At 68.3% G+C, this 23888-nt stretch carries 18 protein-coding genes; 8 read left to right on the top strand and 10 right to left on the bottom strand.

The genetic code is table 11. The features are described from left to right. Window position 1 precedes the first annotated feature (1 nt). The gene (locus tag ASE64_RS07320; RefSeq protein WP_055779739.1) at window positions 2-439 is read right to left on the bottom strand and encodes a DUF5997 family protein; all 438 of its coding nucleotides are present in this window, start codon (window positions 437-439) and stop codon (window positions 2-4) included. A 60-nt stretch (window positions 440-499) separates the two neighbouring features. Here ASE64_RS07320 and ASE64_RS07315 point away from each other — a divergent pair, with 60 nt between their 5' ends. Beyond that, window positions 500-1573: a LysR family transcriptional regulator gene (locus ASE64_RS07315; RefSeq protein WP_055778214.1), complete on the top strand. Its 1074-nt coding sequence runs from the start codon at window positions 500-502 to the stop codon at window positions 1571-1573. A gap of 38 nt (window positions 1574-1611) precedes the next feature. Continuing rightward, complete coding sequence (locus ASE64_RS07310) at window positions 1612-2511, top strand: hypothetical protein (RefSeq protein ID WP_156351693.1); 900 nt, start codon at window positions 1612-1614, stop codon at window positions 2509-2511. Between the two features lie 12 nt (window positions 2512-2523). Here ASE64_RS07310 and ybaK read toward each other — a convergent pair whose 3' ends face one another. Genes ybaK through ASE64_RS07290 form a run of 4 tightly spaced genes read right to left on the bottom strand, consistent with a single transcriptional unit; the run spans window position 2524 to window position 4881 of the window. Beyond that, window positions 2524-3021, bottom strand: coding sequence for a Cys-tRNA(Pro) deacylase (gene ybaK, locus ASE64_RS07305; protein WP_055778208.1), 498 nt, complete (start codon window positions 3019-3021; stop codon window positions 2524-2526). Between the two features lie 5 nt (window positions 3022-3026). Continuing rightward, window positions 3027-3725 (bottom strand): alpha/beta hydrolase, encoded by a 699-nt coding sequence (locus tag ASE64_RS07300; protein WP_055778205.1) that lies wholly within the window; start codon window positions 3723-3725, stop codon window positions 3027-3029. A 39-nt stretch (window positions 3726-3764) separates the two neighbouring features. Continuing rightward, window positions 3765-4043, bottom strand: coding sequence for a metal-sensitive transcriptional regulator (locus tag ASE64_RS07295; RefSeq protein WP_044439959.1), 279 nt, complete (start codon window positions 4041-4043; stop codon window positions 3765-3767). 52 nt (window positions 4044-4095) lie between these two features. After that, window positions 4096-4881 (bottom strand): DNA-formamidopyrimidine glycosylase family protein, encoded by a 786-nt coding sequence (locus ASE64_RS07290; protein ID WP_055778203.1) that lies wholly within the window; start codon window positions 4879-4881, stop codon window positions 4096-4098. Window positions 4882-5095: 214 nt separating this feature from the next. Between ASE64_RS07290 and ASE64_RS07285 the strand changes: the two genes are divergently transcribed. Further along, window positions 5096-10012, top strand: coding sequence for a DUF5979 domain-containing protein (locus ASE64_RS07285; protein ID WP_055778200.1), 4917 nt, complete (start codon window positions 5096-5098; stop codon window positions 10010-10012). A 63-nt stretch (window positions 10013-10075) separates the two neighbouring features. Here the strand turns inward: ASE64_RS07285 and ASE64_RS07280 are convergent, their stop codons facing one another. Next, window positions 10076-14833: an ATP-dependent helicase gene (locus tag ASE64_RS07280; protein WP_055778197.1), complete on the bottom strand. Its 4758-nt coding sequence runs from the start codon at window positions 14831-14833 to the stop codon at window positions 10076-10078. 77 nt (window positions 14834-14910) lie between these two features. On the opposite strand from ASE64_RS07280, the gene ASE64_RS07275 reads away from it, so the two are divergent. Continuing rightward, window positions 14911-15507: an NUDIX hydrolase family protein gene (locus ASE64_RS07275; RefSeq protein ID WP_055778194.1), complete on the top strand. Its 597-nt coding sequence runs from the start codon at window positions 14911-14913 to the stop codon at window positions 15505-15507. Window positions 15508-15603: 96 nt separating this feature from the next. Here ASE64_RS07275 and ASE64_RS07270 read toward each other — a convergent pair whose 3' ends face one another. Then, on the bottom strand, window positions 15604-17145 hold the full coding sequence (locus ASE64_RS07270) for a DEAD/DEAH box helicase (RefSeq protein ID WP_055778191.1): 1542 nt from the start codon (window positions 17143-17145) through the stop codon (window positions 15604-15606). Between the two features lie 438 nt (window positions 17146-17583). Between ASE64_RS07270 and ASE64_RS07265 the strand changes: the two genes are divergently transcribed. Both ASE64_RS07265 and ASE64_RS07260 read left to right on the top strand, forming a co-directional pair. Continuing rightward, a complete protein-coding gene (locus tag ASE64_RS07265) occupies window positions 17584-18969 on the top strand; it encodes an MFS transporter (RefSeq protein ID WP_055778188.1) in 1386 nt (461 codons plus the stop codon). Window positions 18970-18972: 3 nt separating this feature from the next. Continuing rightward, the gene (locus tag ASE64_RS07260) at window positions 18973-19656 is read left to right on the top strand and encodes an aspartate/glutamate racemase family protein (RefSeq protein ID WP_156351692.1); all 684 of its coding nucleotides are present in this window, start codon (window positions 18973-18975) and stop codon (window positions 19654-19656) included. Here ASE64_RS07260 and ASE64_RS07255 read toward each other — a convergent pair. The 3 genes from ASE64_RS07255 to ASE64_RS07245 are packed head-to-tail and all read right to left on the bottom strand — an operon-like array spanning window position 19641 to window position 21529. Continuing rightward, on the bottom strand, window positions 19641-20330 hold the full coding sequence (locus tag ASE64_RS07255) for a GntR family transcriptional regulator (RefSeq protein ID WP_055778182.1): 690 nt from the start codon (window positions 20328-20330) through the stop codon (window positions 19641-19643). The two genes, ASE64_RS07260 and ASE64_RS07255, sit on opposite strands and share 16 nt — an antisense overlap. A 20-nt stretch (window positions 20331-20350) precedes the next feature. Next, entirely contained in the window at window positions 20351-20986 is a 636-nt protein-coding gene (locus tag ASE64_RS07250; protein ID WP_055778179.1) for a DUF1684 domain-containing protein, read from the bottom strand. Window positions 20987-20995: 9 nt separating this feature from the next. Beyond that, entirely contained in the window at window positions 20996-21529 is a 534-nt protein-coding gene (locus ASE64_RS07245) for a hypothetical protein (RefSeq protein ID WP_055778177.1), read from the bottom strand. A gap of 126 nt (window positions 21530-21655) precedes the next feature. On the opposite strand from ASE64_RS07245, the gene ASE64_RS07240 reads away from it, so the two are divergent. Next, a complete protein-coding gene (locus tag ASE64_RS07240) occupies window positions 21656-22663 on the top strand; it encodes an isopenicillin N synthase family dioxygenase (RefSeq protein WP_235480574.1) in 1008 nt (335 codons plus the stop codon). Between the two features lie 126 nt (window positions 22664-22789). Beyond that, a complete protein-coding gene (locus ASE64_RS07235) occupies window positions 22790-23878 on the top strand; it encodes an AI-2E family transporter (protein ID WP_162234551.1) in 1089 nt (362 codons plus the stop codon). The last annotated feature ends 10 nt before the right edge of the window (window positions 23879-23888 follow it).

Genomic DNA, 23888 nt, shown 5'->3' with positions numbered 1-23888 from the left:
ATCAGTTGGAGGCTGCGGCGGCGCGCTGGCTCTCCTGGCGCGCGAGATGGGCTGCTTTGCGGGCTTTCTCCTCGTTCAGCTGCTTGACGCGGGCGGCCTCGCGGCGCACCTCGGCCTGCGTCGCGCGCTCGCGCACGAGCCACTCAGGGCGGTTCGCCAGCAAGTCCTGAATCTCGGCTGTGGTGAGCGGCTCGGTCACTCCGCCGCGGGCCAGGCCCGAGATGGTCACTCCCAGCTTCGAGGCCACGATCTGGCGCGGATGCGGGCCGTTGAGTCGCAGCTGCACGACCCACTCCGGGGGCGTGGCGAGCAGTTCGTCGAGCTCTGTGCGCGACACCGTGCCCTGCTGGAAGTCGGCGGGCGTCGCATCCAGAAGCACGCCGAGCTTCTTGGCCGCGGTGGCGGGCTTCATTGTCTGGGGGGTTTTCGCGGGCGTCATGATGCCAAGGGTAGCCTGAGACCGCACCGGTTGCCCGGTCACAAGCCTTCGAGGAGCCCAGTGGACATCGACCCGACCACCCTGAGATGGTTTTCCGCCGTCGCCACGGAGCTGCATTTCGGCCGGGCCGCGACGTCGTTGGGCATCGCCCGCACGCGATTGAGCAAGGCCGTCGTCGAGCTCGAGGCGCAGCTCGGCTACCCGCTGTTCGACCGCGAACAGCCCGGCACACAGCTCACGGATGCGGGTCGCTCGCTTCTCGAGGCGGCTCCCGAGCTGATCGTGGCGGCAGACGAGCGGGCGGCCATCGCGGCGGAAGAGGCGGCGCGGCCCGTTCCCTTCCGCATCTCGTTCGTTCCCGGCGTCACGATCACCAAGTGGACGACGGAATGGGAAACGCGCTTCCCCGACATTCCGCTCGTGGTGCTGCCGACGCCCGGAGATGAGGCGGTGTCCGTCTTGCGCGAGAACTCGGTCGACGTGGCGTTCGTGCGCCTGCCCATCGACCGCGACGGGCTCAGCGCCATCCGGCTCTACGACGAGGTGCCCGTCGTCGTCGTCGCGAAAGACAATGCGCTCTCGATTCTCGAGGAAGTCCGCCTCACCGAGCTCGCGGGCGAGCATCTGATCCAGCACCCCGACGAGGTGGAGGGATGGGCCGACGTGGCGACCGAGATGCTCGAGGGTACTCGTCCCGACCTGCCCGAGCCCGCCTCGGTTGAGGATGCACTCGACCTCGTGGCCGCGGGAACCGGCATCGTGGTGTTGCCGCACTCGGTGGCCCGATTGCACGCGCGCAAAGATGTGGTCGCCAGGCCCGTGCTCGACCTGCCCGAGACGCAGATCGCCCTCTGCTGGCTCGCCGGTGACCCGAGCGATCGTATCGAGGAGTTCATCGGCATCGTCCGCGGACGGCGAGCCACGAGTTCTCGTGCCCCGGCGACCGCCCCGGCCTCGGGCCAGGGCAACACCGAGAAGACGCCCAAGGCCGAGGCCAAGAAGCCCCGCACCGGGGCCAAGGGAGCGAAGGGTGCGAAGGGTGGCGCGAAGGGTGCGGCGACGAAGACGCCACGCCCTCTGGGAACGGCGCGTAAGCCCCGCCCGTCGGGTGGCTACCGCCAGAAGGGCCGCTAGACGCGGGCTCCGCGCTCGGCGTGCGGAAGAATGGGTCGGTGACCTCATCTCGCCGCTTCGGACTTCTTCTCGACGTCGACGGACCGATCGCCAGCCCGGTGACCCGCTCCATCAACCTCCCGTCGATCGGTCGTGATCTCGCCACATTGGCGAACGCGGGCGTTCCGGTGATCTTCAACACGGGTCGCTCGGATGCCTTCATCGCCGACGAGGTCGTCGAGCCGTTGCTGGCCGCCGGGCTCGAGGCGCACGCTCGCGTCTTCGCCATCTGCGAGAAGGGAGCGACCTGGTTCGCGATCACCCCGGAGGGTGCGGGGGAGCTGTCCATCGACGCCTCGCTCTCGCCACCGCCCGGATTCGACGACGATGTGCGAGCGCTCGTCACGGAGCACTACGCCGACCTGGTCTTCTACGACGAGACCAAGCGCGCGACTGTGACGTACGAGCAGCGCCTCGACGTGTCGAAGGAATCGTTCCTGGCGCGCCAGCTCGAGATCGACGAGACCGCCATCGCTCTGCTCAACGCTCGCGGTTTCGGGGCGCGACGCGGCGCCGTCGACTATGCCGACGCATCCGGTGCCGTGCAGTATCGCGCCGACCCGTCGATCATCTCGACCGACTTCGAGTCGATCAGAGTCGGCAAGGATTTCGGGGCGGAGCGCGCGCTCATGCTGCTCGAGGGAACCGGCCCGATGCCGACGGAGTGGCGCACGATGGGCGACTCGCGCGGCGACTACGCCATGGCGACGTGGCTGCACGAACGCGGCGAGACCGTGGCGCACGCCGACGTGCGCCCGGAGGACGGGATCCCCGAGACCGCCTATCCGGTGCTCACGGCGGGTGAGCTGATCCACGACGACGCGGGAGCGGCTTTCCTCGCCCGCTGGGTCGAGATGCTCAGCGACGAGGCGCTCACCGACAGTGAGATCGCCGCATAGCGCGCACCCTCGTCAGAGGCGACGGATGCGTGCGGCCCTTCCCCGGGTCACCGCCAGCAGGTCCGCGGGAGCGATCTCGATGTCGAATCCGCGGCGGCCCCCTGAGACCAGGATCGTGTCGAAGTCCAGCGCGGAATCGTCGAGCACGGTCGGCAGCGCGGTTCTCTGCCCGAACGGGCTGATGCCGCCCACGACGTAGCCGCTCTTGCGCTCGGCGATCACGAGATCGGCCATGGCGGCCTTCTTGCCGCCCAGGGCCGAGGCCAACGCTTTGAGGTCGAGCATTCCGCTGACGGGCACGATGCCGATGCCGAGCCCCGCGTCGGTGTCGACCATGAGGGTCTTGAACACCCGCACGGCGTCGATCCCGAGCGCCGCCGCCGCCTCGCTGCCGAAATCCGTGACCGCGGGATCATGCGTGTAGGCGTGCGGAACGAACGCGACGCCGGCTCTGCTCAGCGCTGTCGTGGCCGCGGTCGTCGGCCCGGCCGTTGACGACTTCTTGGCCACCGTTCTCAGGCCTCGGCCGCGACCAGCAGCGTCTGGTCGAGGAACTCGCGTACCGCCGTGATCTCGTCTCCGACGATGCCGTGCCCCGCGCCCGGGTACAGACGCGCGTCGACCTCGGCGTGCGTCTCGAGCCAGGTGTTCGTGCGAGCGACCGCGGAGGGAGGGATGATCGGGTCGCGCTCATCACGCCCCCAGAAGACGCGGGGCCGCAGGGTCTCGAGTGCGGCATCGGCGGGGGCGTCGCCAGAGACGACGAATCCCGACAGGACGACGGCAGAGGCGAAGCGCTCCGGCGCGTGGCGCAACAACTGCAGGGCCATGGCGCCGCCCTGCGAGAAGCCGAGAGCGGAGACGGCTGCGGGGGCGCCGTGTTCGGCCGCGAGGCCGTCGAGCCAGGCGAGCACCCCACGGGCCGCGGCATCCACCCCGGCGGGCTCGGGGTTGCCCGGCTCGCCGATCTGGAACCAGGCGAAGCCGTTCTCGATCGGCGCCGGCGCGATGAGGGGGGCGCGGAGGCTGGCGCAGACGATGCCGCCCGGCAGGTACGGAGCGAGCGACATGAGGTCGGCTTCGTGCGATCCGTAGCCGTGCATGATCACGAGCAGGGGAGAGCCGGGGAGGCGGGTCGCGAGCTCGTCGCGGGGGATCGACCACACCACGGCCGAATCGTCGATCTGCGGCTGGGTCGGAGAGAAATCGGTCACGGGCACGACGTTACCGGATGCCCGTGCGGGCGCCGCCGGTCAGGAGCGATTGCGACTGAGCTCGTAGATCTTGACGAGCTCGTCGATGGCGCCGTCGCGGGTCTCGCCGCCGGCCTCGAACATGTCGGTCACGTGGGTCTTCAGGTGGTTCTCGACCATCAGCTTGTTGAGCGAGCCGAGCGACTTCTGAATCGCGAGCGACTGCGTGATGATGTCGAGGCAGTACTCCTCGCTCTCGATCATCTTCTCGAGGCCGCGCAGCTGACCTTCCAGGATGCGGGTGCGGTGCAGGGCGCGCTTCTTGATGTCGTCGATCACCCGGCCAGGATACCCGTGTTGACGACGTACCTCCCCGGGGTACGCCGAAGCGTTACGTCTGGCAGCGCGGGCACCAGTACACATCGCGCAGCGTCAGTTCGTCGGCACCCAGTTTGCCGGCCCGGATGCGCGTACCGCAGCGACGGCACGGCTGGTTCTCGCGGCGATAGACCCAGCTCTGCCGGCCCGTACGCAGATCTCCGGTCGTGGATCTCTCGGTGCGGTCTCGGTTCACCAGAATCACCCGGTGAGCGAGCGCGACCAGAGGCGCAAGATCGACCGACGACACGGGCCGGGTCGGCAACAGGCCCCTGAGGAAACAGAGTTCGTTGGCGTAGACGTTGCCGAGGCCGGCGAGGTTGCGCTGGTCGAGAAGGGCGACATGGATCTCCCTGTCGGGGGAGGCAGCCAGATGGGCGACCGCCTCGGCCTCCGCTGACTCGTCCCAGTCGGGTGCGAGCACATCCGGACCCAGATGTCCGACGACGGAGGCCTCGTCGTCACGGTCGACGACGTCGATGGTGCCGAGATCGAACCCCACGGCGACCCAGTCGTCGGTGGTCAGGATGAGCCGGGCGGTCGATGCGGGGCGCTTCCATCTCGTCCCCGGTCGATAGAGATGCCAGGAGCCCTCCATCTTCAAATGACTGTGGATGCTCACGTCGCCTACCCGGGTGAGCAGATGCTTGCCGGCGCTCACGACGCCGTCGACCGTGCGTCCGGAGAGGTCGATCTCCGCATAGCGGGGCACACGGAAATCGGAGCTGAGGAGTGTCTGACCGGCCAGCGCGGCATCGAGATGTCGAGCCGTGCGGTAAACGGTATCTCCCTCGGGCATGGCTCAAGACTACGCGGGCGGGGGCTGCGCCCGGTCTGGGCGTCAGGGCGTCGAGCGAGGGTGAAATCCCGGGTGAAATCGGCTCGATCGAGGCGAGAACCCCCGATTCCGGGCCAAAAGTCGGCATATTCTCAGCTTTCAACTGAGAAAACCTCGCGTGTTTTCACCCCGGCCTCGCTGCCTTCGAATCATCCTTCCCACGGAAAGAACTGCCTTGCATTTCAGCGTCCAGAAACACCCCGGTATCCGGGTCCAGAAGCACGGAAAGACGGCTCTCGCGTTCTCCGTGATCACCGCGCTCGTCGCGGGGGGAATCCTCGCGGGAGCGAGTACTCCCGCCTTTGCTGCCGACGGCAGTGTCTCCGGTCGTGTGTATCGCGACTTCAACTCGAACGGATCCTTCGACTCCGGCAACGGCGCCATGACCGGCATCGCGAACGACAAGGGTCTCGCCGGCGTTGCCGTCACCGCGACGGATGGTCACGGCAAGAACTGGTCGACGACCACGCAGGCGGATGGCACGTACTCGATCTCCGTCGACGGGTCAGCGGGAAGCGCTGTCCGCGTCGAGTTCAGCGATGTGCCCGACGAGTACGAGCCGGCCAGCCACGGAGACGGCAACGGCACCAGCGTGCAGTTCGTCTCGGTCGGCGACAGCGGAGTCGACTACGGCGTCAACGCGCCGGGTGACTTCTCGCAGGGCAACCCTCCGATCGTCACGGCGATCCAGTACTCGGGGCTCAGCACGTCGGCGGCGCTGGCGTCGACGCCGGCCATCGTCGCGCAGCCCTGGGGCACGAACTTCAACACGAGTACCCAGGGGCAGCCCACGGGCAGCTATCCCGACCGTATGGTCCTGGCCACCGTGCCGCAGGTCGGAAGCACGTGGGGTTCGTCGTTCCAGGCGAGCACCGGCAGCCTGTTCGCCGCGGCGACCTACAAGCGTCACGCGGGTTTCGGCCCCCTGGGCCTGGGCGGTATCTACCGCATCACCGGAGCGGTCGAGTCCGACGGAGACCTGGCCGCGTCGGGATCCTCCGACGTGCAGTCGTGGCTCGACGTCACATCGCTCGGAATCGACGTGGGCGCCGTGCCCGCAGACGCTGCTCCCGCGTCTGCGGGAGGGCGTGGGCTCGGCACGCCGAACAGCCCCGCGGTCGACGCGGACGCCTTCGCGCAGGCCGGAAAGGTCGGCATCGGTTCCATCGCCGTGAGCACAGACCAGAAGTCGCTGTACTTCGTGAACCTCTTCGACAAGAAGATCTACCAGCTCGACATCAGTGACCCGAACGCGGCGCCGACCGTCGCCGACGTCATCGATCTCGGACTCGGAGGCGGCGAGCGCCCCTGGGCGCTGAGCGTGCACCGCAATCAGCTCTTCGTGGGGTACGTCGACAGCGGCGAACAGCTTCCCGTGGGTTCGACGGCGGCGACTCTGCAGCTGCACGTGAAGAGCGCGTCCGAGTCCGACCTCGGCGTCTGGACGACCGTGCTCGACGGCTCGCTCGGCTACGCGAAGGGCGATACCCTCTCCGGAGCCAACGTGCCGGACGCGCAGCGACCTCCCATCCTCCGCTGGAACTCCTGGGTCGACGTCTGGTCGGGCGCCTGGGGATCGGTCTCTCGCACGGCGTGGAACAGCCCTCTGCAGGACTACCCGCAGCCCATGCTCACCGACATCGACTTCGACACCGACGGGTATATGAACCTGGCGCTGGCCGACCGTACGAGCATCCAGGGCGGAAACCGCAACTTCGGCACCAACACCGGCGATACCGCGTACTACCAGACGGTCGCGAGCGGCGACCTCCTCGTCGCCGCCCCCACCGCCACGGGCTACGCGCTCGAGAGCAACGGCAAGGTCGGCAACCGGCCCGCCTCCGCGAATGCGGGAAACAACGAGGGCCCCGGAGGGGGCGAGTACTACAACGATCGTCAGGCGCTCGGCGCCGGAGGCAGCCACCGCGAGATCGCTCTCGGCGGTCTCGCCACCCTGGCCGGAGTCGACTCGATCGTCGCCACCACCTACGACCCGCTCACTCCGGTGCGCGTCACCGGATTGAATTGGTTCCAGTCGTCGACGGGAGCCGTCGTGCGCGGCTACCAGCAGATCGCCGACGCGGGAGACAGCGCCACCCCGAGCACCGCGGGCACGTTCCAGAAGGGCGGCGGTCTCGCCGTCGTGCAGGCGCTCGCCCAGCTCGCCCCGGTCGAGATCGGCAACCGCGTCTGGTTCGATGCCGACCAGGACGGCGTCCAGGATGCCGATGAGCCGGCTTTCGACGGCGTCGAGGTCGAACTCGTGAACGCCGACGGCAAGGTCATCGGAACCACGACGACCAAGGATGGCGGGCAGTACTACTTCTCCACCACCGACCCGGCGCTCGAAGCCGAGGGCTTCGTTCCCGGCAGCGGAAGCTACGCGGTTCGCTTCATCAAGCCGACGACGGGCAACGCCTTCACAGACGACCCGCGCTTCGGCACGGTCGGCTGGAACCAGGTGGGGTTCACGACCCCGGATGCGGGAGGTGACGACACCGTCGACTCCGACGCCGTGCCCGTCGAAGACAACTCCTCCGCGTCGATCTCGATCCCGACGATTGGAGCGCCGGGCGAGAACAACCACACATTCGATGCGGGGCTCGTCGCCGACGGCACGCTGGCCGTGGTCAAGAAGATCTCGGAAGACGGAGGCGTGGCCCCGTCGGGAGCCAGGTACACGGTCGACCTGGCCGCCACCGACTTCCGCGGCGACACGATCGACGTGGGCACGAACGCGAAGATCATCGTCGACCCGAGCGACCCGGTCGGCAAGACGGTCACCCTGCCGGTGGGCTCGTCGGCCACCATCACCGAGGGTGCGGATGCCACGGTGAAGAGCTACTCCGTGAGTCCGAAGGGTGCGGTGAAGGTCACGGGAACCCGTGCCGCGCCGACCCTCATCACGGTGACGAACACCCTCTTCGCCGACGGCTTCTTCGAGGTGACCAAATCGGTGACGGGCGACGCCGCTGCGTCTGTCTCTGCGCAGCAGCAATTCACCGTGAGCTACACCTACCCCGGTCTGGAGGAGCCCAAGACGCTCGTCGTCACGCCCGGCGAGACGGTGAAGTCGGATGCCATTGCATACGGCACCGTCGTCACCGTCAGTGAGGCGGTCCCCACCGGTGCTCCGGCGGACGTCCTCTGGCAGACGCCGATCTGGACGGTCGGTGACGGTGCCGCGAGCCCGGGCGCCTCGACGACGCTGACCATCGGCGACGGCTCGACGATTGCTGTCGGACTGGAGAATCCCACGACGCAGCTGGTCAACGGCTTCTCTGTGACGAAGCTCGTCACGGGCGATGCATCGGAGTCTGTTCCCGATGACTTCGCCTACACGGTCAGCTACACGACGCCCGGTCAGGCGGCCAAGCAGCTGACGCTGACCAAGGCCGATTCGGTCAAGACGGTGACGGGCCTTCCTGTCGGCACCCTGGTGACGCTCTCCGAGGCGACACCCGGCGCTGCGGCTCCCGATGTGAAGTGGGGCACCCCCGTGTTCTCCGGAGTGGGGGTCACACCGAACACCGATGGCACCGCGAGCTTCACGATCGGCGCCGAGCCCGTGCAGGTCGTGCTCACGAACCCTACGGAACTCGTGCTCGGATCGTTCTCGATCACGAAGCAGGTCACCGGTCCCGCCGCGGACACGCTGACGCCCGGCTTCTCGTTCACCGGCACGTACCTGCCGGCGGGCGAGACGGTGCCCGCACCGTTCTCACTGACGAACGGTTCGACCTTCACGAGCCCGCAATTGCCGGCCGGCAGGGTCGTGACCCTCACGGAGGACGCCCCCAAGGGCGGTCTGCCGGAGTTGTCGGGCTGGGCGAAGCCGATCTTCCTGGTCGACGGCCAACCGATCGGTACCGATGGAGTGGTCACGATCACGATCGGCCAGAACTCCACGCTGGCCGTGACGCTCGAGAATCCCACGACGGTGACGCCGAAGGTCTCCATCGTCAAGGGTGATGTCGTCGCCGGCGTCTTCCACAACGCCGACACGATGATCGACGCGGAGTTCTACGCGCCGGGGGAGACCCGCCAGATCAGCATCACGGCGACGAACACGGGAACCGACAGGCTGCGCGAGGTCGTGCTGCACGACGACACCCTCTCGGGTGCGGCGATCCAGTCGCTGGTCTGGTCTTTCCCCGACGGAAGCTCGGCCGCGGCCAGCATCGTCGACGGTGAACTGACGGCCCGCTGGGACGCGACATTCGAACCCGGCACCGCCGAGTGGATGCCCGGAGCGACCATCACAGGTACGGCGACGCTGACGATCGCCAACTCGGATGTGGCCGCTCACGTCGACCGCGTGACGGTCGACGCGAAGGGCTCCGCCACCGGCACTCCGGTGACCGATCGGAACGACTACAACGCCTACACGGCGGCGATCCAGGTGATCAAGTACGACGGCTCGGTGGCCGACCCCGCGGTCAAGGATGCGGCAGGAAACTGGATCGTACCCACCAAGCCGCTCGTCTCCGCCGCGCAGGACGCGAACGACGCCGATCACGCGGTGACCTATGAGTCGGGCAAGGCGAAGCACGTGCGCTGGGTCGTGACCAACACCGGAAACACCTGGCTCACCGAGATCGACCTCGCCGATGCGACCCTGTCGGGCCCGAACGTCACCGACTGGACGAGCGATCTCAGCGCGTTCGGTGGACCGAGTTCGTACAGCTTCGTGAAGGACGGAACCTGGCACGGCATGCTGCCGCCCGGAGCGTCGTTCTTCTCGGACGGCACCCTGACCCTGGGCGTCGCCGACTCGCACGCCGACGACGTGACTGTCGTCGGAACGCCGATCGTGCCGGAGGTCGACGAAAACGGCGTGCCCACCGGCAAGCCACAGCTCGACGACGACGGCAAGCCCGTTCTGTCGCGAAACCCTGACGGAACGCCGCGCACGTTGACCGATCACGACCCGTTCCACGCGGTCACGCCGGCTGCGTCCTCCGTCTCGGCGCTGCCGAACACGGGCCTCGACGCGGGTTCCAGCCTGCGGGTCGCCCTGCTGGCACTGGTCACGGCGGTCGCCGGCCTCGGAGCGCTGCTTCTGGTGCGTCGCCGACGCTCCTCGGAGTAGCGGACTGACCTAGCGGAACGGCGAGGGGCCCAGGGAACGACACGTTGCCTGGGCCTTCTCACGTCACGAGGCGCGGAGCCGGAGCCCTTGCGGAGTCGCGCCGAAGCCGGCTGTCTCGAGGGCGCGACCGATGTCGGTGCCCACGGCGTAGTCTCCGTTGACTTTCTCGACGGTGAGCTTGGCCACTCGACCGCTGATCACGGTGGTGGCTAGGCTCGCACTCGCGCTCGCGAGCTCGCCCTCGTTCTCGGCGAACGAGAGCAGGGTCTTGCCGCCCCGTTCGACGTAGAGCACGAGTCGTCCGTCGACGAGAACCACGAGCGCGCCGGCCTTGCGGCCGGGGCGGTGGCCCGTTCCTGCTGGCCACGGGAGCGCCGCACCATAGGGGTTGGCCGGGTCTGTCGCGGCCAGGGTCACAGCCTTGAGTGCCGCCGCGTTCTCGGCGCCCGCGTCGGTCGGGCCCGACCGCCTCTCTGCCATCGCCTCGGAGGTGAATGATCGCAGACGATCGATCGTGCCGCCGGTGGCGAATTGGGATGCGCCGAGGGTCTCGACGAAGTAGCCGCGTCGTGCGCGGCCCGTCTCTTCGAAGCCGGAGAGCAGGCGGTAGGCGAGGGCGAAGCCGCCCACGATGCGCTCGGCCACGACGGCGCCCTTGGTGACCACTCCGTACCGCTCGAGCAGCATGTCGCCCAGCGCGTGACCGCGAACGGTCGCATCGGTCTCGGGAGCGGGCAGCAGCGACCAGCGGCCGCCCGCGGTGGGCGGTCCGACGCGGGTGACCATGGTGGGCCGAGCGTAGGAGCGCCCCCTGTAGAGCTTCGACCGGGGCGCACTGCGTTTGGTGCTGTGGGCCGTCTTGCCCCCGCCGGTGAGAGAGCGCAGCGGAGCCAGCGTGTCGTTGGTGATGCGCCCCGCCCACACCAGATCCCACAGTGCGGTCACCAGCTCGGCATCATCGACGGCCGAGCCCAGCGCGGTGCCGACCGTATCGGAGAGGGTGCGGAAGAAGAACGCGCCCCCTCCCTCGAGCGCGCCGAGCACGGCATGCTGCAGCGTCGTCGGTTCGAGCGGCTCGGCCAGGGGAATGGTGAGAGGCGCGGTCTCGGCGAGATGCATCGCCACCCAGCCGTCGTTGCCGGGCAGCGAGCCGACGCCCGACCAGACGACCTCGCCCGTCGCCGTGAGCTCGTCGAGCATGGCAGGGCTGTACTCGCGCACGCGACTGGGCAGAATCAGAGTCTCCCACGCAGAGGCGGGAATGGGGACTCCGGCGAGCTGGTCGATGACCGTGGCCACGCCGTCGACGCCACGCAGATTGCCGCCGACGTGCTGCCACGACGGCAGGAAGCGCGCGAGGGTGGTGGTGTCGACGGGCTCGACCTCGTGCCTGAGGGCGGCGAGCGAACGCCGCCTGAGTCGACGCAGAACCTCGGCGTCGCTCCACTCGGTTCGCGCAGCGGCGGGAGAGTCTGCACCCAGGGGCCGGAACTCGCCCTCGAGCACGCGCCGCGCGCTCTCGAGCCGGCGCAGCGCATCCAGAACGACGGCGGAGCCGAGGCCATACCGAGTCGCCGCCTCGGCAACGGTGAAGGGCGTGTGGGTGCGAGCGTAGCGCGCCACGAGGTCGGCGACAGGATCGGGAACGGGCTCGATGAACGCGTCGGGAACGCCATAGGGAATGGGCGTGCCGAGCGCGTCGCGAAGCCGACCGGCGTCTTCGATGGCTGCCCAGCGCTCGTCGCCCGCGATGGTGACGACGAGGGCGCGGCGAGAGTCGACGAGGCCGGCGAGCAGATCGGATGCGTGGGGCGCGGCCTCGTCGACGAGCCTCGCCGTGACCTCGGCGAGAGACAGAGGGCCGAGCACCCGGATGAGATCGGCCACGCCCTCGAGGTCGCGGGCCTTGCGGTCGGGCGCGAGTCGCTGCAGTTCGAGTTCGGTCTGTGCGATGACACCGGGGTCGAGCAGTTCGCGCAGTTCGGCGCGGCCCAGCAGCTCTGACAGCAGCGTCGGGTCGAGCGAGAGCGCGGCCGCCCGGCGCTCGGCCAGGGGGCTGTCTCCCTCGTAGACGAACGACGCGACGTAGCCGAACAGCAGCGACTTGGCGAACGGCGAGGGGTCGTGCGTCTCGGCTTCGACCACACGGATGCGCCGCGCGTCGAGGTCTCGGGCCAGGCCGATGAGCGCGGGCAGATCGTAGACGTCTTGCAGACACTCGCGGATCGTCTCGAGGATGATCGGGAAGCTCGGGAACTTTCGGGCGACATCGAGCAGCTGAGCGCTGCGCTGACGCTGCTGCCAGAGCGGCGAGCGCTTGCCCGGGTTCTGCCGCGGCAGCAGCAGCGCGCGCGCCGCGTTCTCGCGGAAACGCGAGGCGAACAGGGCAGACCCGCCGACCTCCTGGGTGACGATCTGCTCGAGTTCGTCTGCCTCGAACAGAAAGAGCTCGGCGCCGGGCGGCTCGCTCTCGGTGTCGGGCAACCGCAAGATGATGCCGTCGTCGTTCGCGACGGACGCCCCATCGATGCCGAAGCGCTCGCGCAGGCGTGCGCCGATCGCCAGAGACCAGGGCGAGTGCACCTGCATGCCGAAGGGCGAGTGCAGAATAACGCGCCAGTCGCCCAGCTCATCGCGGAAGCGCTCGATGACCAACGTCTTGTCGCTCGGCACGTGCCCGGTGGCCTCGCGCTGCTCCGTCACGAAGGTGACGAGGTTGTTCGCGGCGCGCTCGTCGAGCCCCGCGCTCGCGGTCATGCGCGCGGACTCCTCGGCATCCGCCCCTGCGAGCTTGCGGGTGAACTCGCCGATCGCCCGGCCGAGTTCTGCGGGCCGCCCCTGACCGTCTCCGCGCCAGAACGGCAGGCGACCCGGTTCGCCGAATGCCGGAGTGACGAGCACGCGGTCGTGGGTGATCTCTTGGATGCGCCAACTCGTGGCGCCCAGCGCGAAGACATCGCCGACGCGCGATTCGTAGACCATCTCTTCGTCGAGCTCGCCCACGCGATTGCCGCCCTTGGCGGTGGACGCCGTGCCCGACGCCTGTTCTGATGCGGCTCCGCCGACCATGAAGACCCCGAAGAGGCCGCGATCGGGAATGGTGCCTCCGCTCGTGACGGCGAGGCGCTGGGCGCCGGGCCGCCCCGTGAGCGTTCCCTCGTCTCGATCCCACACCAGGCGCGGGCGCAGCTCGGCGAACTCGTCGGAGGGGTACCTGCCCGCGAGCAGGTCGAGCGTCGCCTCGTAGGCCGAGCGGGGGAGCCCCGCGAAGGGAGCGCTGCGCCGCACGGTGTCGAACCACTCCTCGACATCGATCGGCTCGAGCGCGCAGGCGGCAACGGTCTGCTGAGCGAGGATGTCGAGCGGGTTCGTCGGCACGGAGAGCGACTCGATGAGCCCCTCTGTCATGCGCAGCGAGGCGACCGCAGAATGCAACAGGTCGGCCCGGTGCTTGGGGTACAGGATGCCGCGCGAGATCTCGCCCACCTGGTGACCGGCACGACCCACGCGCTGCAGACCGCTGGCGACGCTCGGGGGAGACTCCACCTGGACCACGAGGTCGACGGCGCCCATGTCGATGCCGAGCTCGAGACTCGACGTGGCGACGACGCAACGCAGACGACCCGTCTTGAGATCGTCTTCGATGACGGCTCGCTGCTCTTTCGAGACGGAGCCGTGGTGCGCACGCGCGAGGATCGGCTCATCGGCACCGTCGCCGGCTCGGGCGCTGACGCTGGCGGGAAGGCCCTTGGTCTGGCCGGCCTGGCCCATGATGGCCGCGGGGGGCCGCTTCGAGCCCGTCGGCGCCTGACCCTCTGAAACGGAACCAGCCTCGTCGACGGCCTCGGGGAGTGCGGGCGTCGAGGCCGCCTGCTCGAGCCGCTCGAGGTAGATCTCGTTGAGTCGGGCGGTGAGCCGCTCGGCCAGTCTGCGGGAGTTGGCGAAGACGATGGACGAGCGGTGGGCGAGAATGCGATCGACGATGCTCTCTTCGACATGAGGCCAGATCGAGCCCTGCCCGCCCCCGGAGCCGTCGTCTTCTCTGAGAGCCCCCGCTGCGGAGCCCTCACGCTCGCCGGCCGAGGGCAGCGCGGTCATGTCGTCGACGGGAACGACGACCCGCAGATCGAACTTCTTGGTCGAGGTGGGGGCCACGATGGCGACGGGGCGGCCCCCGGCCAGAAAGCGCGCCACCTCTTCGCGCGGTCGCACCGTGGCCGAGAGCCCGATGCGCTGGGCGGGCTTCTCTAAGAGCCCGTCGAGTCGCTCGAGCGACACCGCGAGATGCGCTCCACGCTTGGTGGCCGCGACGGCGTGCACCTCGTCGATGATGACCGTCTCGACCGTCGAGAGCGACTCCCTGGCCGCCGAGGTGAGCATGAGAAAGAGCGACTCGGGCGTCGTGATGAGGATGTCGGGAGGATTCTTCGACTGGTTGCGTCGGTCGGCCTGCGTCGTATCGCCGCTTCGCACCCCGACCTGGATGTTCGGAGGTTCGGTGCCGAGACGCTTGGCCGTCTGGGTGATGCCGACCAGGGGGGAGCGGAGGTTGCGCTCGACGTCGACGGCCAGCGCCTTGAGAGGGGAGATGTAGAGGACGCGCACGCCGGCCTTCTCGGGCGGCGGCTCGGAGGTGAGCCTGTCGATCGACCACAGGAAGGCAGACAGCGTCTTGCCGGAGCCGGTCGGTGCCACCACCAGGGCGTTCGACCCGGATGACACGGCCTCCCATGCGCCGAGCTGTGCGGGTGTGGGCGCGCTGAACGCCCCGCGGAACCATTGCTGCGTCGCGGGGGAGAATCTGTCGAGCACATCGCCCATAGGCTCCATCCTCACGCATACCGCCGACAGTGTGTCCTGCGGCGCCGGTGGCTGGCCACGTGGGGTAAGAATGGACTATGAGCGTGAGAACTCCAGACCCCGATCCCGAGTGGACCCCCGAGGGCAGCAACATCCCGCCCACACCGTCGCAGAGTTCCAACCCGGGCTGGCTCAGCGATGTCGAACTCGCCGAGATCAGACGGCGTCTGCCGCTGCTCTACGTCGAGGCGGTTCCGGTGCGCGTCGACGGCCTCGGTCAGGTGACCGAGGTGGGCATGCTGCTTCGAGCAACGCCCACGGGGTCGATCACGCGAACGTTGGTCTCCGGCCGCGTCATGTACGGCGAGACGCTCCGGGACGCCCTCTTCCGCCACCTCGAGAAGGACCTCGGGCCGATGGCGTTTCCCCAGCTTCCCGCGAGCCCCATCCCCTTCTCCGTGGCCGAGTACTTTCCGCTGCCGGGCGTCACCCAGTTCTACGACGAGCGTCAGCACGCGGTCTCGCTCGCCTACGTCGTTCCGGTCACCGGTACCTGCGAGCCTCGCCAGGACGCTCTGGAGGTCACGTGGATGTCGCCGCAGGAGGCAGCGTCAGACGAGCTGTCCGCCGAGTTCGAGGGCGGGCGCGGGTCGCTGCTGCGAGCTGCATTGGCCTCTGTCGGCCGTCTGATCTGACGCCTCACGCACGAACGGGCGGAGATTCCGCAGCACCGGGGCGCAGAGCGCATCGGTGTGCAGGAATCTCCGCCCGTTCAGGCGAAGCGGGGGTGACTAGCCCTGGGCTCGGCGACCCTGGCGACGTGCGCCAGATCCATTGCCACCGGATGCGGCGGCGCCGGCAGCGTAGCCGCCCTGTCCGCCGGTCGACGTCGAGTAGGTGCGCGAGGAGCCTCCGGCGGGAGCCGCGGTGCGACCTCCACCGGCGCCGCCGCGACGAGCGCCGCTCGCCGACGCCGGGGCGCCTGCTGCAGCGGGGCGACCCGAGCGATCGCGACGGGGACGGCCTTCGCCGCCTCCGGCCGCGGGCGAACCGTCGCGCTGGGCGCGCTTGCGCTGAGCGTTGGCACCCTGCGATCCACCCTGGCGGCGCGGGGTTCCCTGAACCTGCACGGCGGCACGGGGAGCGGGCTTGACCCACTCGGCCAGCTCGCCGACGAGTTCGGTGACCGCGGGGGAGTTGGCGGTGACCCGCTGAGGTGTGACCTGGATGGCCGCCTTGCGGAGCAGATCCGCCGTGTCCTTCTTCTGGGTCGGCAGCATCACGGTGACGACGTCTCCGGCGCTGCCGGCGCGGGCGGTGCGGCCCGAGCGGTGCAGGTACGCCTTGTGCTCGGCCGGCGGGTCGACGTGGATGACGAGTTCGATGTCATCGACGTGCACACCGCGGGCGGCGACGTCGGTGGCGACGAGGACCTTCACGTCGCCGGCGCTGAACGCGGCGAGGTTGCGGTCACGGGCGACCTGCGAGAGGTTTCCGTGCAGGTCGACGGCGGGGATGCCGGCATCGATCAGCTGGCGGGCCAGCTTCTTGGCGTGGTGCTTGGTGCGCATGAACAGGATGCGACGGCCGGTTCCGGAGGCGAGCTTCTGAACGAGTTCGGTCTTGGCGGTGGCGCCGTCGACCTCGAACACGTGGTGCGTCATGAGCTCGACGTGGCTGGTGGCCTCGTCGACCGAGTGCAGCACCTCGTTCTGCAGGAACTTGCGCACCAGCTTGTCCACGCCGTTGTCGAGCGTGGCCGAGAACAGCAGGCGCTGTCCGCCGCGAGGGGTCTTGTCGAGGATGCGGGTCACGACGGGCAGGAAGCCCAGGTCGGCCATGTGGTCGGCCTCGTCGAGAACCGTGATCTCGATCGCGTCGAGCGAGACGAAGCCCTGCTTCATGAGGTCTTCGAGGCGGCCCGGGCAGGCGACGATGATGTCGACGCCGGCCTTGAGGGCGGCGACCTGGCGCTGCTGCGACACACCACCGAAGATGGTGGTCGACTTCAGGCCGTACGCGTCGGCGAGCGGCTGGAGCACCGCCGAGATCTGCGTGGCGAGCTCACGGGTCGGCGCGAGCACCAGCCCGAGGGGACGGCCGGAGCGGCGCTGTCCGCCGGACAGGGCGCCGCCGAGGCGGGCGACCATCGGAATGGAGAACGCGAGCGTCTTGCCCGAGCCCGTCTTTCCGCGGCCGAGCACGTCGCGTCCGGCGAGGGTGTCGGGAAGGGTGTCGAGCTGGATGGGGAAGGGCTCGGTGATGCCGGCGTTGGTGAGCGCGGCCACGACGGGCGCGGGAACGCCGAGCGAGGAGAAGGTGGGTGTTGACATAGCTGTTTCGGTGCCTTTCAGGCATCGGATCCGCAGTGTGACACGACGGCATCGCACAGAGCTTCTGATTCGCACAGACTCTCTCGGCAATGCCGCGACTGTGCGGAAATGATGGCGAAGGTGCCAGTAGGCACTTCCGTTCGCCGTGAGAAAGTTTTCGCAAAATCCAGACACGAGGCCCGAACCGCAAGGTGCGTTCTACGACGCAGGGAGCGCACGATCGCGCTCGCAAGTGATTAAAGCCTAGCGCACATGCCCCGGGAAAGCTCCCGGGTATCCCCAAGGATGCTCCACCGGCCCCCAACACGACTCAGAGTGCATCTCGGTATCCCAGATTGCGCATTTTTTACAATCCAGAAACGTGCGGGAAACCTGCCGGGCCTCGCTGCTTCCTAGCGTTGTCCTCATCCTCCCCGAACACCATCGAAAGGCGCGGCCATGACCTCGGTTCTCGAACCACCGAAGACGCTCAGCAGTCAGATCGAATCCGCGTACTCGAGGATCGGCCTTTCGGGTGCGCACCTCGGAATCATCGCGATGATCCTGCTCGGCGCATTCTTCGACGCGATCGAGCAGAACACGGTCGGCATCGCCGGCCCCCTGCTGAAGGCCGACTGGGGAATCGGAGCAACCGAGATCGGCCTCCTCAACACGGCGACGTTCACCGCTGTCGCCCTCGGCCGCCTCTTCGCAGGATTCATGATGGACAGGATCGGACGCCGAAAGCTGCTCGGCCTGAACCTGCTGGTCTTCAGCGCCGGTTCGCTGCTGTGCGCTCTCGCACCCGACTACGGCGTGCTCGTCTTCGCACGGTTCCTCGTCGGGCTCGGCCTGGGCGGAGAGATCGCGACGGCCGTCATCATGATGAGCGAGTTCTTCTCGGCCAAGCACCGGGGAACGGCGGTCGGTCTCATCAACGTGGCCGCCGCAGGCCTCGGCAACATGCTCGCCCCTCTCGTCGGTGTGCTGGTCTTCGCGGTCTTCACCGGCCAGGATCAGTGGCGATACCTCTTCGGCATCCTGATCGTTCCCGCCCTCCTCGTGGTCGTCTACCGGCGCGCGTTGCCCGAGACGCCGCGATACCTCGCCTCGCAGGGCCGGTTCGCCGAAGCCAACACCGTGATCAACAGACTGGCTCAGGGCAAGCTCACCGGAAAACTCTCCTTCGAGGAGTCCTACCTCGACGCCGGTTCTCTCGCCACCGGCCCGGCTGCTCCCCGCGTCTCGTGGACGGCCGTCTTCCGGGGGCGCTACCTGCGCACGACTGTCTCCCTGGGTGTCGCGGTCACCATGTCGTATGCCGCCCAGATCTCGATGCTGACCCTCATCCCGGTGATTCTCACGGATCGAGGCTTCAGCATCACGAGCGCGCTCTGGTACACACTCATCATGCAGTCGGGAAGCCTGCTCGGAGCCATCGTCGCCGCCTTCATCGCGCGGAATCTGCCACGCAAGGCCGTGATGAGCGTCGCCGCCGTGCTCGGGCTGGCCGCCGCCCTCGGATTCGGATTCGTGGCCACGAGCATCCCGCTCGTCCTGGTCTTCGGCGCCCTCTTCAACTTCTCTGTCATCGTGCTCAACACCACGATCTGGCTGTTCGCTCCAGAGCAGTACCCCACGCGGATCCGAGGGCTAGGAACGTCGATCATCCTCGCCATCGGTTCGCTCTCCGGCGGGCTGTTCCCGCTCATCGCGGGAGCCGTCCTCGAGAACCAGGGCGTTGGCGCCATGTTCGCTGTGCTCGCCACCCTCTTCGTGCTCTGCGGAATCGCCGTACAGTTTCCCCGTGAGACCGTCGGACGCCCGATGGTCGAGGAGGTCTAGCTGGTGCCCAGATGTGCCGTGCGCGCCGACGACGGTCACCTGCTGATCGTGAACCCGAATACCAACGCGGCAACGACTCGCCTGCTCGAGACGGTGGCTCGCCAGCAGCTCGAGGGTACGCATCTCGCGGTCCGCGGTGTGACGGTCGACGAGGGGCCCCGCATGATCGTCGAGCCGGCGGCCCTCGATGCGAGCGTCTCCTATGTCGTCGAGCGCACCCGCCGCGCCGTCACCGAGCAGACACGGGGAGTCATCGTCGGAGCCATCGGCGATCCGGGAGTCGACGAGCTCCGCCGGCTCTACGACATCCCGGTGATCGGAATCGGCGAGGCGTCCGTGCGCGCGGCGGCTGAGGGCGGGCGACGCTTCGGCATGGCGACGAGCACCGGGCTGCTCTCTCTGCGCCTCGAGCAGCTGGTGGCGCGACATTCCGCGGCCGGCCGATTCACCGGCATCCGATTCACCCCGACTCTGGCCGACGACCTCGCGGCCGACCCCGAGCAGCAGTTCGTCGAGCTCCAGCGCGCTGTGCACGACTCGGCGGTGTTCGACGGGGCTGAAGCCGTGATCATCGGAGGAGGCCCGCTGAGCGAGTCGGCCCGCCGGATCGCGGCGGCATCCAGCGTGCCGATCATCGAACCCGTCCCGAGCGCGATCGCCCGGCTCCTCGCCTATTCTGCGGCGTAGTGCGGATGCTCGGGTAGCACCGCGAGGGTGCGAGAGCGTCCGCGTTCCGTGTGGGTGTACGCGGTCGCGGCCGCGAGTTCGGCGTGGCCGCTCACGATCGCGTCGACCAGGGCGGCGTGTTCGCTGTGTCGCGTGACCGGGTCGCTGGCGATCGTCACGCCGCTCAGCCTGTCGATTCGATCCTGCAGGGGAGCGAAGGTCTTGTTGAGCAGCCGGGTGTCGGCAAGCTCGACGATCGACGCGTGGAGCGCCGTGTTGAGCCGGTCCAGTTCCGCGAAATCCGAGCGGTGCAGGGCCTCGGCAGCGGCAGCGAGTGCGCGTTCCACGTCGTCGGAGTCGGCGCCGTTCGAGACTCGCTCGGCGGCCGTTCGCGCGATCAGGGGCTCGAGCACGGCGCGCAGATCGTAGAGCTCGCCGACCTCGCGACTGGTGATGTGCGTGACCACGGCCGTTCGCCTCGGCAGCACGCGTACGAAGCCGCCCACTTCGAGACGGGGCAGCGCCGTGCGGATGGGAATGCGCGAGACGTTGAACTCGCTCGCGATATCGCGCTCGCGGAGGGGCTCACCGGCGGCATAGCGCCCGCTGATGATGCCCTCGCGCAGGCGCTCGTAGACGAACTGCGACAGCGCCTTCGATTCGTCGTTCGTCTCGGCGCCGCCCTCGTTGTCCACACCCACGACAGTAGTGCGGGTCAGTGCGCCCCGGAGTACAGCTCGCCGACCGGGATGGCGCCGGTCACGCGGTTTCCCAGAGGGGCCAGCGGGCAGGCCCACGCCGGGTCGTAGGCGCACGACGGGTTGTAGGCGAAATTGAAGTCCAGTACCAGCGAGCCGGCGGTCGCGCCGAGGCCGAGGTGCGCCCCTTTAATCGAATCGATGAGGTAGCGGCCGCCGCCGTAGGTTCCGCCGGACGTGCCGGCGAGGCCATCGCGCACGGGGATGAAGAGGCCGCCGCCGTACGAGCGCAGCCGCCACACATCGAGGCGGCCCACCTCGTCGATGCTGGCGTGACCGACGAGTTCGAAGGGCACGATGCCGTCGGTGCCGGTCTCGAAGTCGAAGCCGCCCGGCGCATCCGGGGCAGTGATCTCGACCTCGAACCGCCACGCCGGGTCGTAGGGCGCGACGGGCAAGCCCGTGAAGCCCGGCCGGTCCTCCGCCAGCAGCGGAGTCTGGGGATGCGTGCGGAACAGGTCGTCGCGACCGTCGCGCCACGCTCCGTGAGCCGATTCGGGATCGACGAGGGCGAGCATCCGCACCTCGTCGTAGAGCGCGAAGACGCGCTGGCGCCAGTCGGCGACCTGGATTGCTGATTGCGCGTTCGTCACGAGTTCAGGCTACGCGGCGATGTCGGGGTCGACGCCCTGTGCGCCGGACTCTGGGGTCGGCTCGGGATCGAACGCCCAGTTCGGGGCGAGCTGGCGCAGTCGCGCGCCCCGCCACTGCCAGAACGCCCACATGCCGTACCAGGCGGCGGGGGTCAGCGCCCCGGCGCCGATGATGAGTCTGTCGCGATAGAGCGTCTTGCCGGTTCCCGCGGGGTCTGGCGAGATCGCCATCTGGTGATCCCAGGTGGTGGGGATGGCGACGGCGCCCGAGACGCCGCGCCCGGAGTCGCGCACGATGCGCACGCCGTCGGGGCGCTCGAGGAAGGAGAGCCTGATGATCTGCTTGCCCAGGGGAACCAGTCCGCCTCCCTCGATCTCGACCGGGTGTTCACCCGGCTGCCAGATCGTGGGGAATCCGTCGGCGCTCAACGAACGGATCTTCAGGAAGGGACTCGACACCTCGCGAAAGACGGCGGGGCTGCGGATCGCCCGCCACGCGGCATCCGGGTCGGTGTCGAGCACGAACTTCAGCAGAACTCTCATGTGGGCCTCCACGCCTCAGTCTGGGTGGTGAGGCAAGCGACGACAAGTCGTGGGCCCGGCATTGCGTGTCGGCTCAATACGCCGTAATGCAATTGGTGTTCCCCGCGGCGAGGTGACACCGTGGAAATCATGACCCAGAGCCTTCCCGTACTCGACTTCTCTCGCCTCGATGCCTCCCCGGAGGAGGCCGCCGGATTCCGTGAGGATCTCCGTCGCGCAACACACGATTACGGCTTCTTCTATCTCACGGGCCACGGAGTTCCCGAGTCTCTGGTGAGCGGCATCCTCGAGACGTCGCGGCGCTTCTTCGAGCTGCCCGAGGCCGACAAGCTCTCGATCGAGAACGTGCTGAGCCCCCAGTTCCGCGGTTATACCCGTGTCGGTGGCGAACTCACGCAGGGCCTGGTCGACTGGCGTGAGCAGATCGACGTCGGAAGCGAACGCGAGACTGTCGAGCGCGGCGAGGGTGTTCCGGACTACTGGCGGCTCGAGGGGCCCAACCTCTGGCCCGAAGCGCTGCCCGAGCTGCAGGATGTCGTCACCCGGTGGCACGACGAGCTCTCGGCCATCAGCATCCGTCTTCTTCAGGCGTGGGCGCAGTCTCTCGGCGCCGACCCGCACGTCTTCGACGCGGCGTTCGCCGAGCGACCCTCGACGCTGATCAAGATCGTGCGCTATCCCGGCAAGAGCGACCCGACCCCGAAGCAGGGCGTCGGAGCTCATCGTGACGGCGGCGCCCTGACACTGCTGCTCGTCGAAGAAGGCAAGGGCGGCCTGCAGGTCGCTTATGGAGACGAGTGGATCGACGCTCCTCCCGTGCCGGGAGCCTTCGTCGTGAACATCGGAGAGCTGCTCGAGTACGCCACGAACGGCTACCTCAAGGCCACGGTGCACCGGGTCATCTCGCCGTCGATCGGCAGCGACCGCATCTCGATCCCGTTCTTCTTCAACCCGGCATTGGATGCGTCGATCCCGTCGATCCCGCTGCCCGAGGCACTGCAGTCTGAAGCGACGGGCATCACGCCGGATCCCGACGACAGCCCGATCCTGCAGGTCTACGGCGAGAACGTGCTGCGCTATCGGCTGCGGGCGCACCCCGACGTGGCAGCCATCCATCACTCCGACCTGCTCTGAGGCCATGAATCTCCGCCCTGCGGAGACGGCTCCGTCCACTAGCCTCGAGCAATGACACGAGCCGACATGCGTTCGCCGGGCCGGCGACCGACCACCTCGCCGCGAATCCGCTCTACCCTCGGCAGGGTGCCCAGTCGACGAGCCGAGGAAGACCGTGTGCCCCAGCGGCGCATCCGGTTCAACCCCTTTCTGATCGGGCTGCTCGGCGCACTCGGAGCCTGCGTGGGTCTCGGACTCTGGGGCGCCATCGGATCGCTCTCGACCGTGTTCGTCTACATGGGTATCGCCTACTTCATCGCGCTGGCACTCGAGCCGCTGATGAAGCTGGCGGAGCGGCACAGGATCCCGCGCTGGGCGGCATCGCTCGGAGTCGCCCTCCTCGCGCTCGCGGTCATCGGCGGCGTGGCCCTCGCCATCGTTCCGAACCTCGTACGCCAGGTGAACTACCTCATCACCCACGCGAGCGAACTCACCGACCGTCTTCTCGCCCAGCCGTGGGTGACCTGGATCAGCGAGCAGCTCGGCACCTCGCTCGATCTCGATTCGATCATCAAAGACATCACGTCGTTCCTCTCCGACCCCGACAAGCTGCTCTCGATCGGCGGAGGGCTCCTCTCTGTCGGATCGGGGGTCTTCGAGAGTGTGACTGCCGTGATCGTCGTGACCGTGCTCACGATCTACCTGACCCTCACCCTGCGTGGCGTGATGGCGACCGTCTACCAGGCCGTGCCCCGATCCCGGCGAGACGGCTTCATGGACATCACGGAGGAGATCCTCGAGTCGGTCGGCAAGTACGTGGCGGGTCAATTCGTGCTTGCGTTGGCCAACGCGACGATCACGCTGATCCTCGTCACCATCGTGGGCGGCCCCGCGCCGCTTCTGCTCGCCCTCGTCGCGTTCGTCTGCGCTCTCATCCCCGTGGTCGGGCCGATCCTCGGTACGTCGATCGGTGCCGTGTCGATCCTCACCGTCAACCCGATCGGTGCCCTGATCTTCGCGATCATCATGTTGGTCTATCTGCAGGTCGAGGCGTACGTGCTGACGCCGCGCGTGATGGCCAAGGCCGTCGCCGTGCCCGGAGTACTGGTGATCGTGGCCGCCATCGGAGGCGCGGCTCTCGGCGGCATCCTCGGTGCGCTCGTCGCTGTTCCGGTCGTGGCTGCGGGAATCCTGATCTTCCAGCGTGTGATCCGTCCGATTCAGGACGCCAGGTAGCCTCCAAGGC

Source organism: Agreia sp. Leaf210 (assembly GCF_001421485.1).
Classification (GTDB): Bacteria; Actinomycetota; Actinomycetes; order Actinomycetales; family Microbacteriaceae; genus Agreia.
Note: the sequence above shows the minus strand (reverse complement) of the source record. Positions and strands in the feature narration are given on the sequence as shown.

Bases quoted from the DNA above. Each gene is read 5' to 3' on its own strand.
- ASE64_RS07320 (WP_055779739.1), bottom strand. From the start codon at position 439: ATGACGCCCGCGAAAACCCCCCAGACAATGAAGCCCGCCACCGCGGCC.
- ASE64_RS07290 (WP_055778203.1), bottom strand. From the start codon at position 4,881: ATGCCCGAGGGAGATACCGTTTACCGCACGGCTCGACATCTCGATGCC.
- ASE64_RS07280 (WP_055778197.1), bottom strand. From the start codon at position 14,833: ATGGGCGATGTGCTCGACAGATTCTCCCCCGCGACGCAGCAATGGTTC.
- ASE64_RS07275 (WP_055778194.1), top strand. From the start codon at position 14,911: ATGAGCGTGAGAACTCCAGACCCCGATCCCGAGTGGACCCCCGAGGGC.
- ASE64_RS07270 (WP_055778191.1), bottom strand. From the start codon at position 17,145: ATGTCAACACCCACCTTCTCCTCGCTCGGCGTTCCCGCGCCCGTCGTG.
- ASE64_RS07265 (WP_055778188.1), top strand. From the start codon at position 17,584: ATGACCTCGGTTCTCGAACCACCGAAGACGCTCAGCAGTCAGATCGAA.
- ASE64_RS07245 (WP_055778177.1), bottom strand. From the start codon at position 21,529: ATGAGAGTTCTGCTGAAGTTCGTGCTCGACACCGACCCGGATGCCGCG.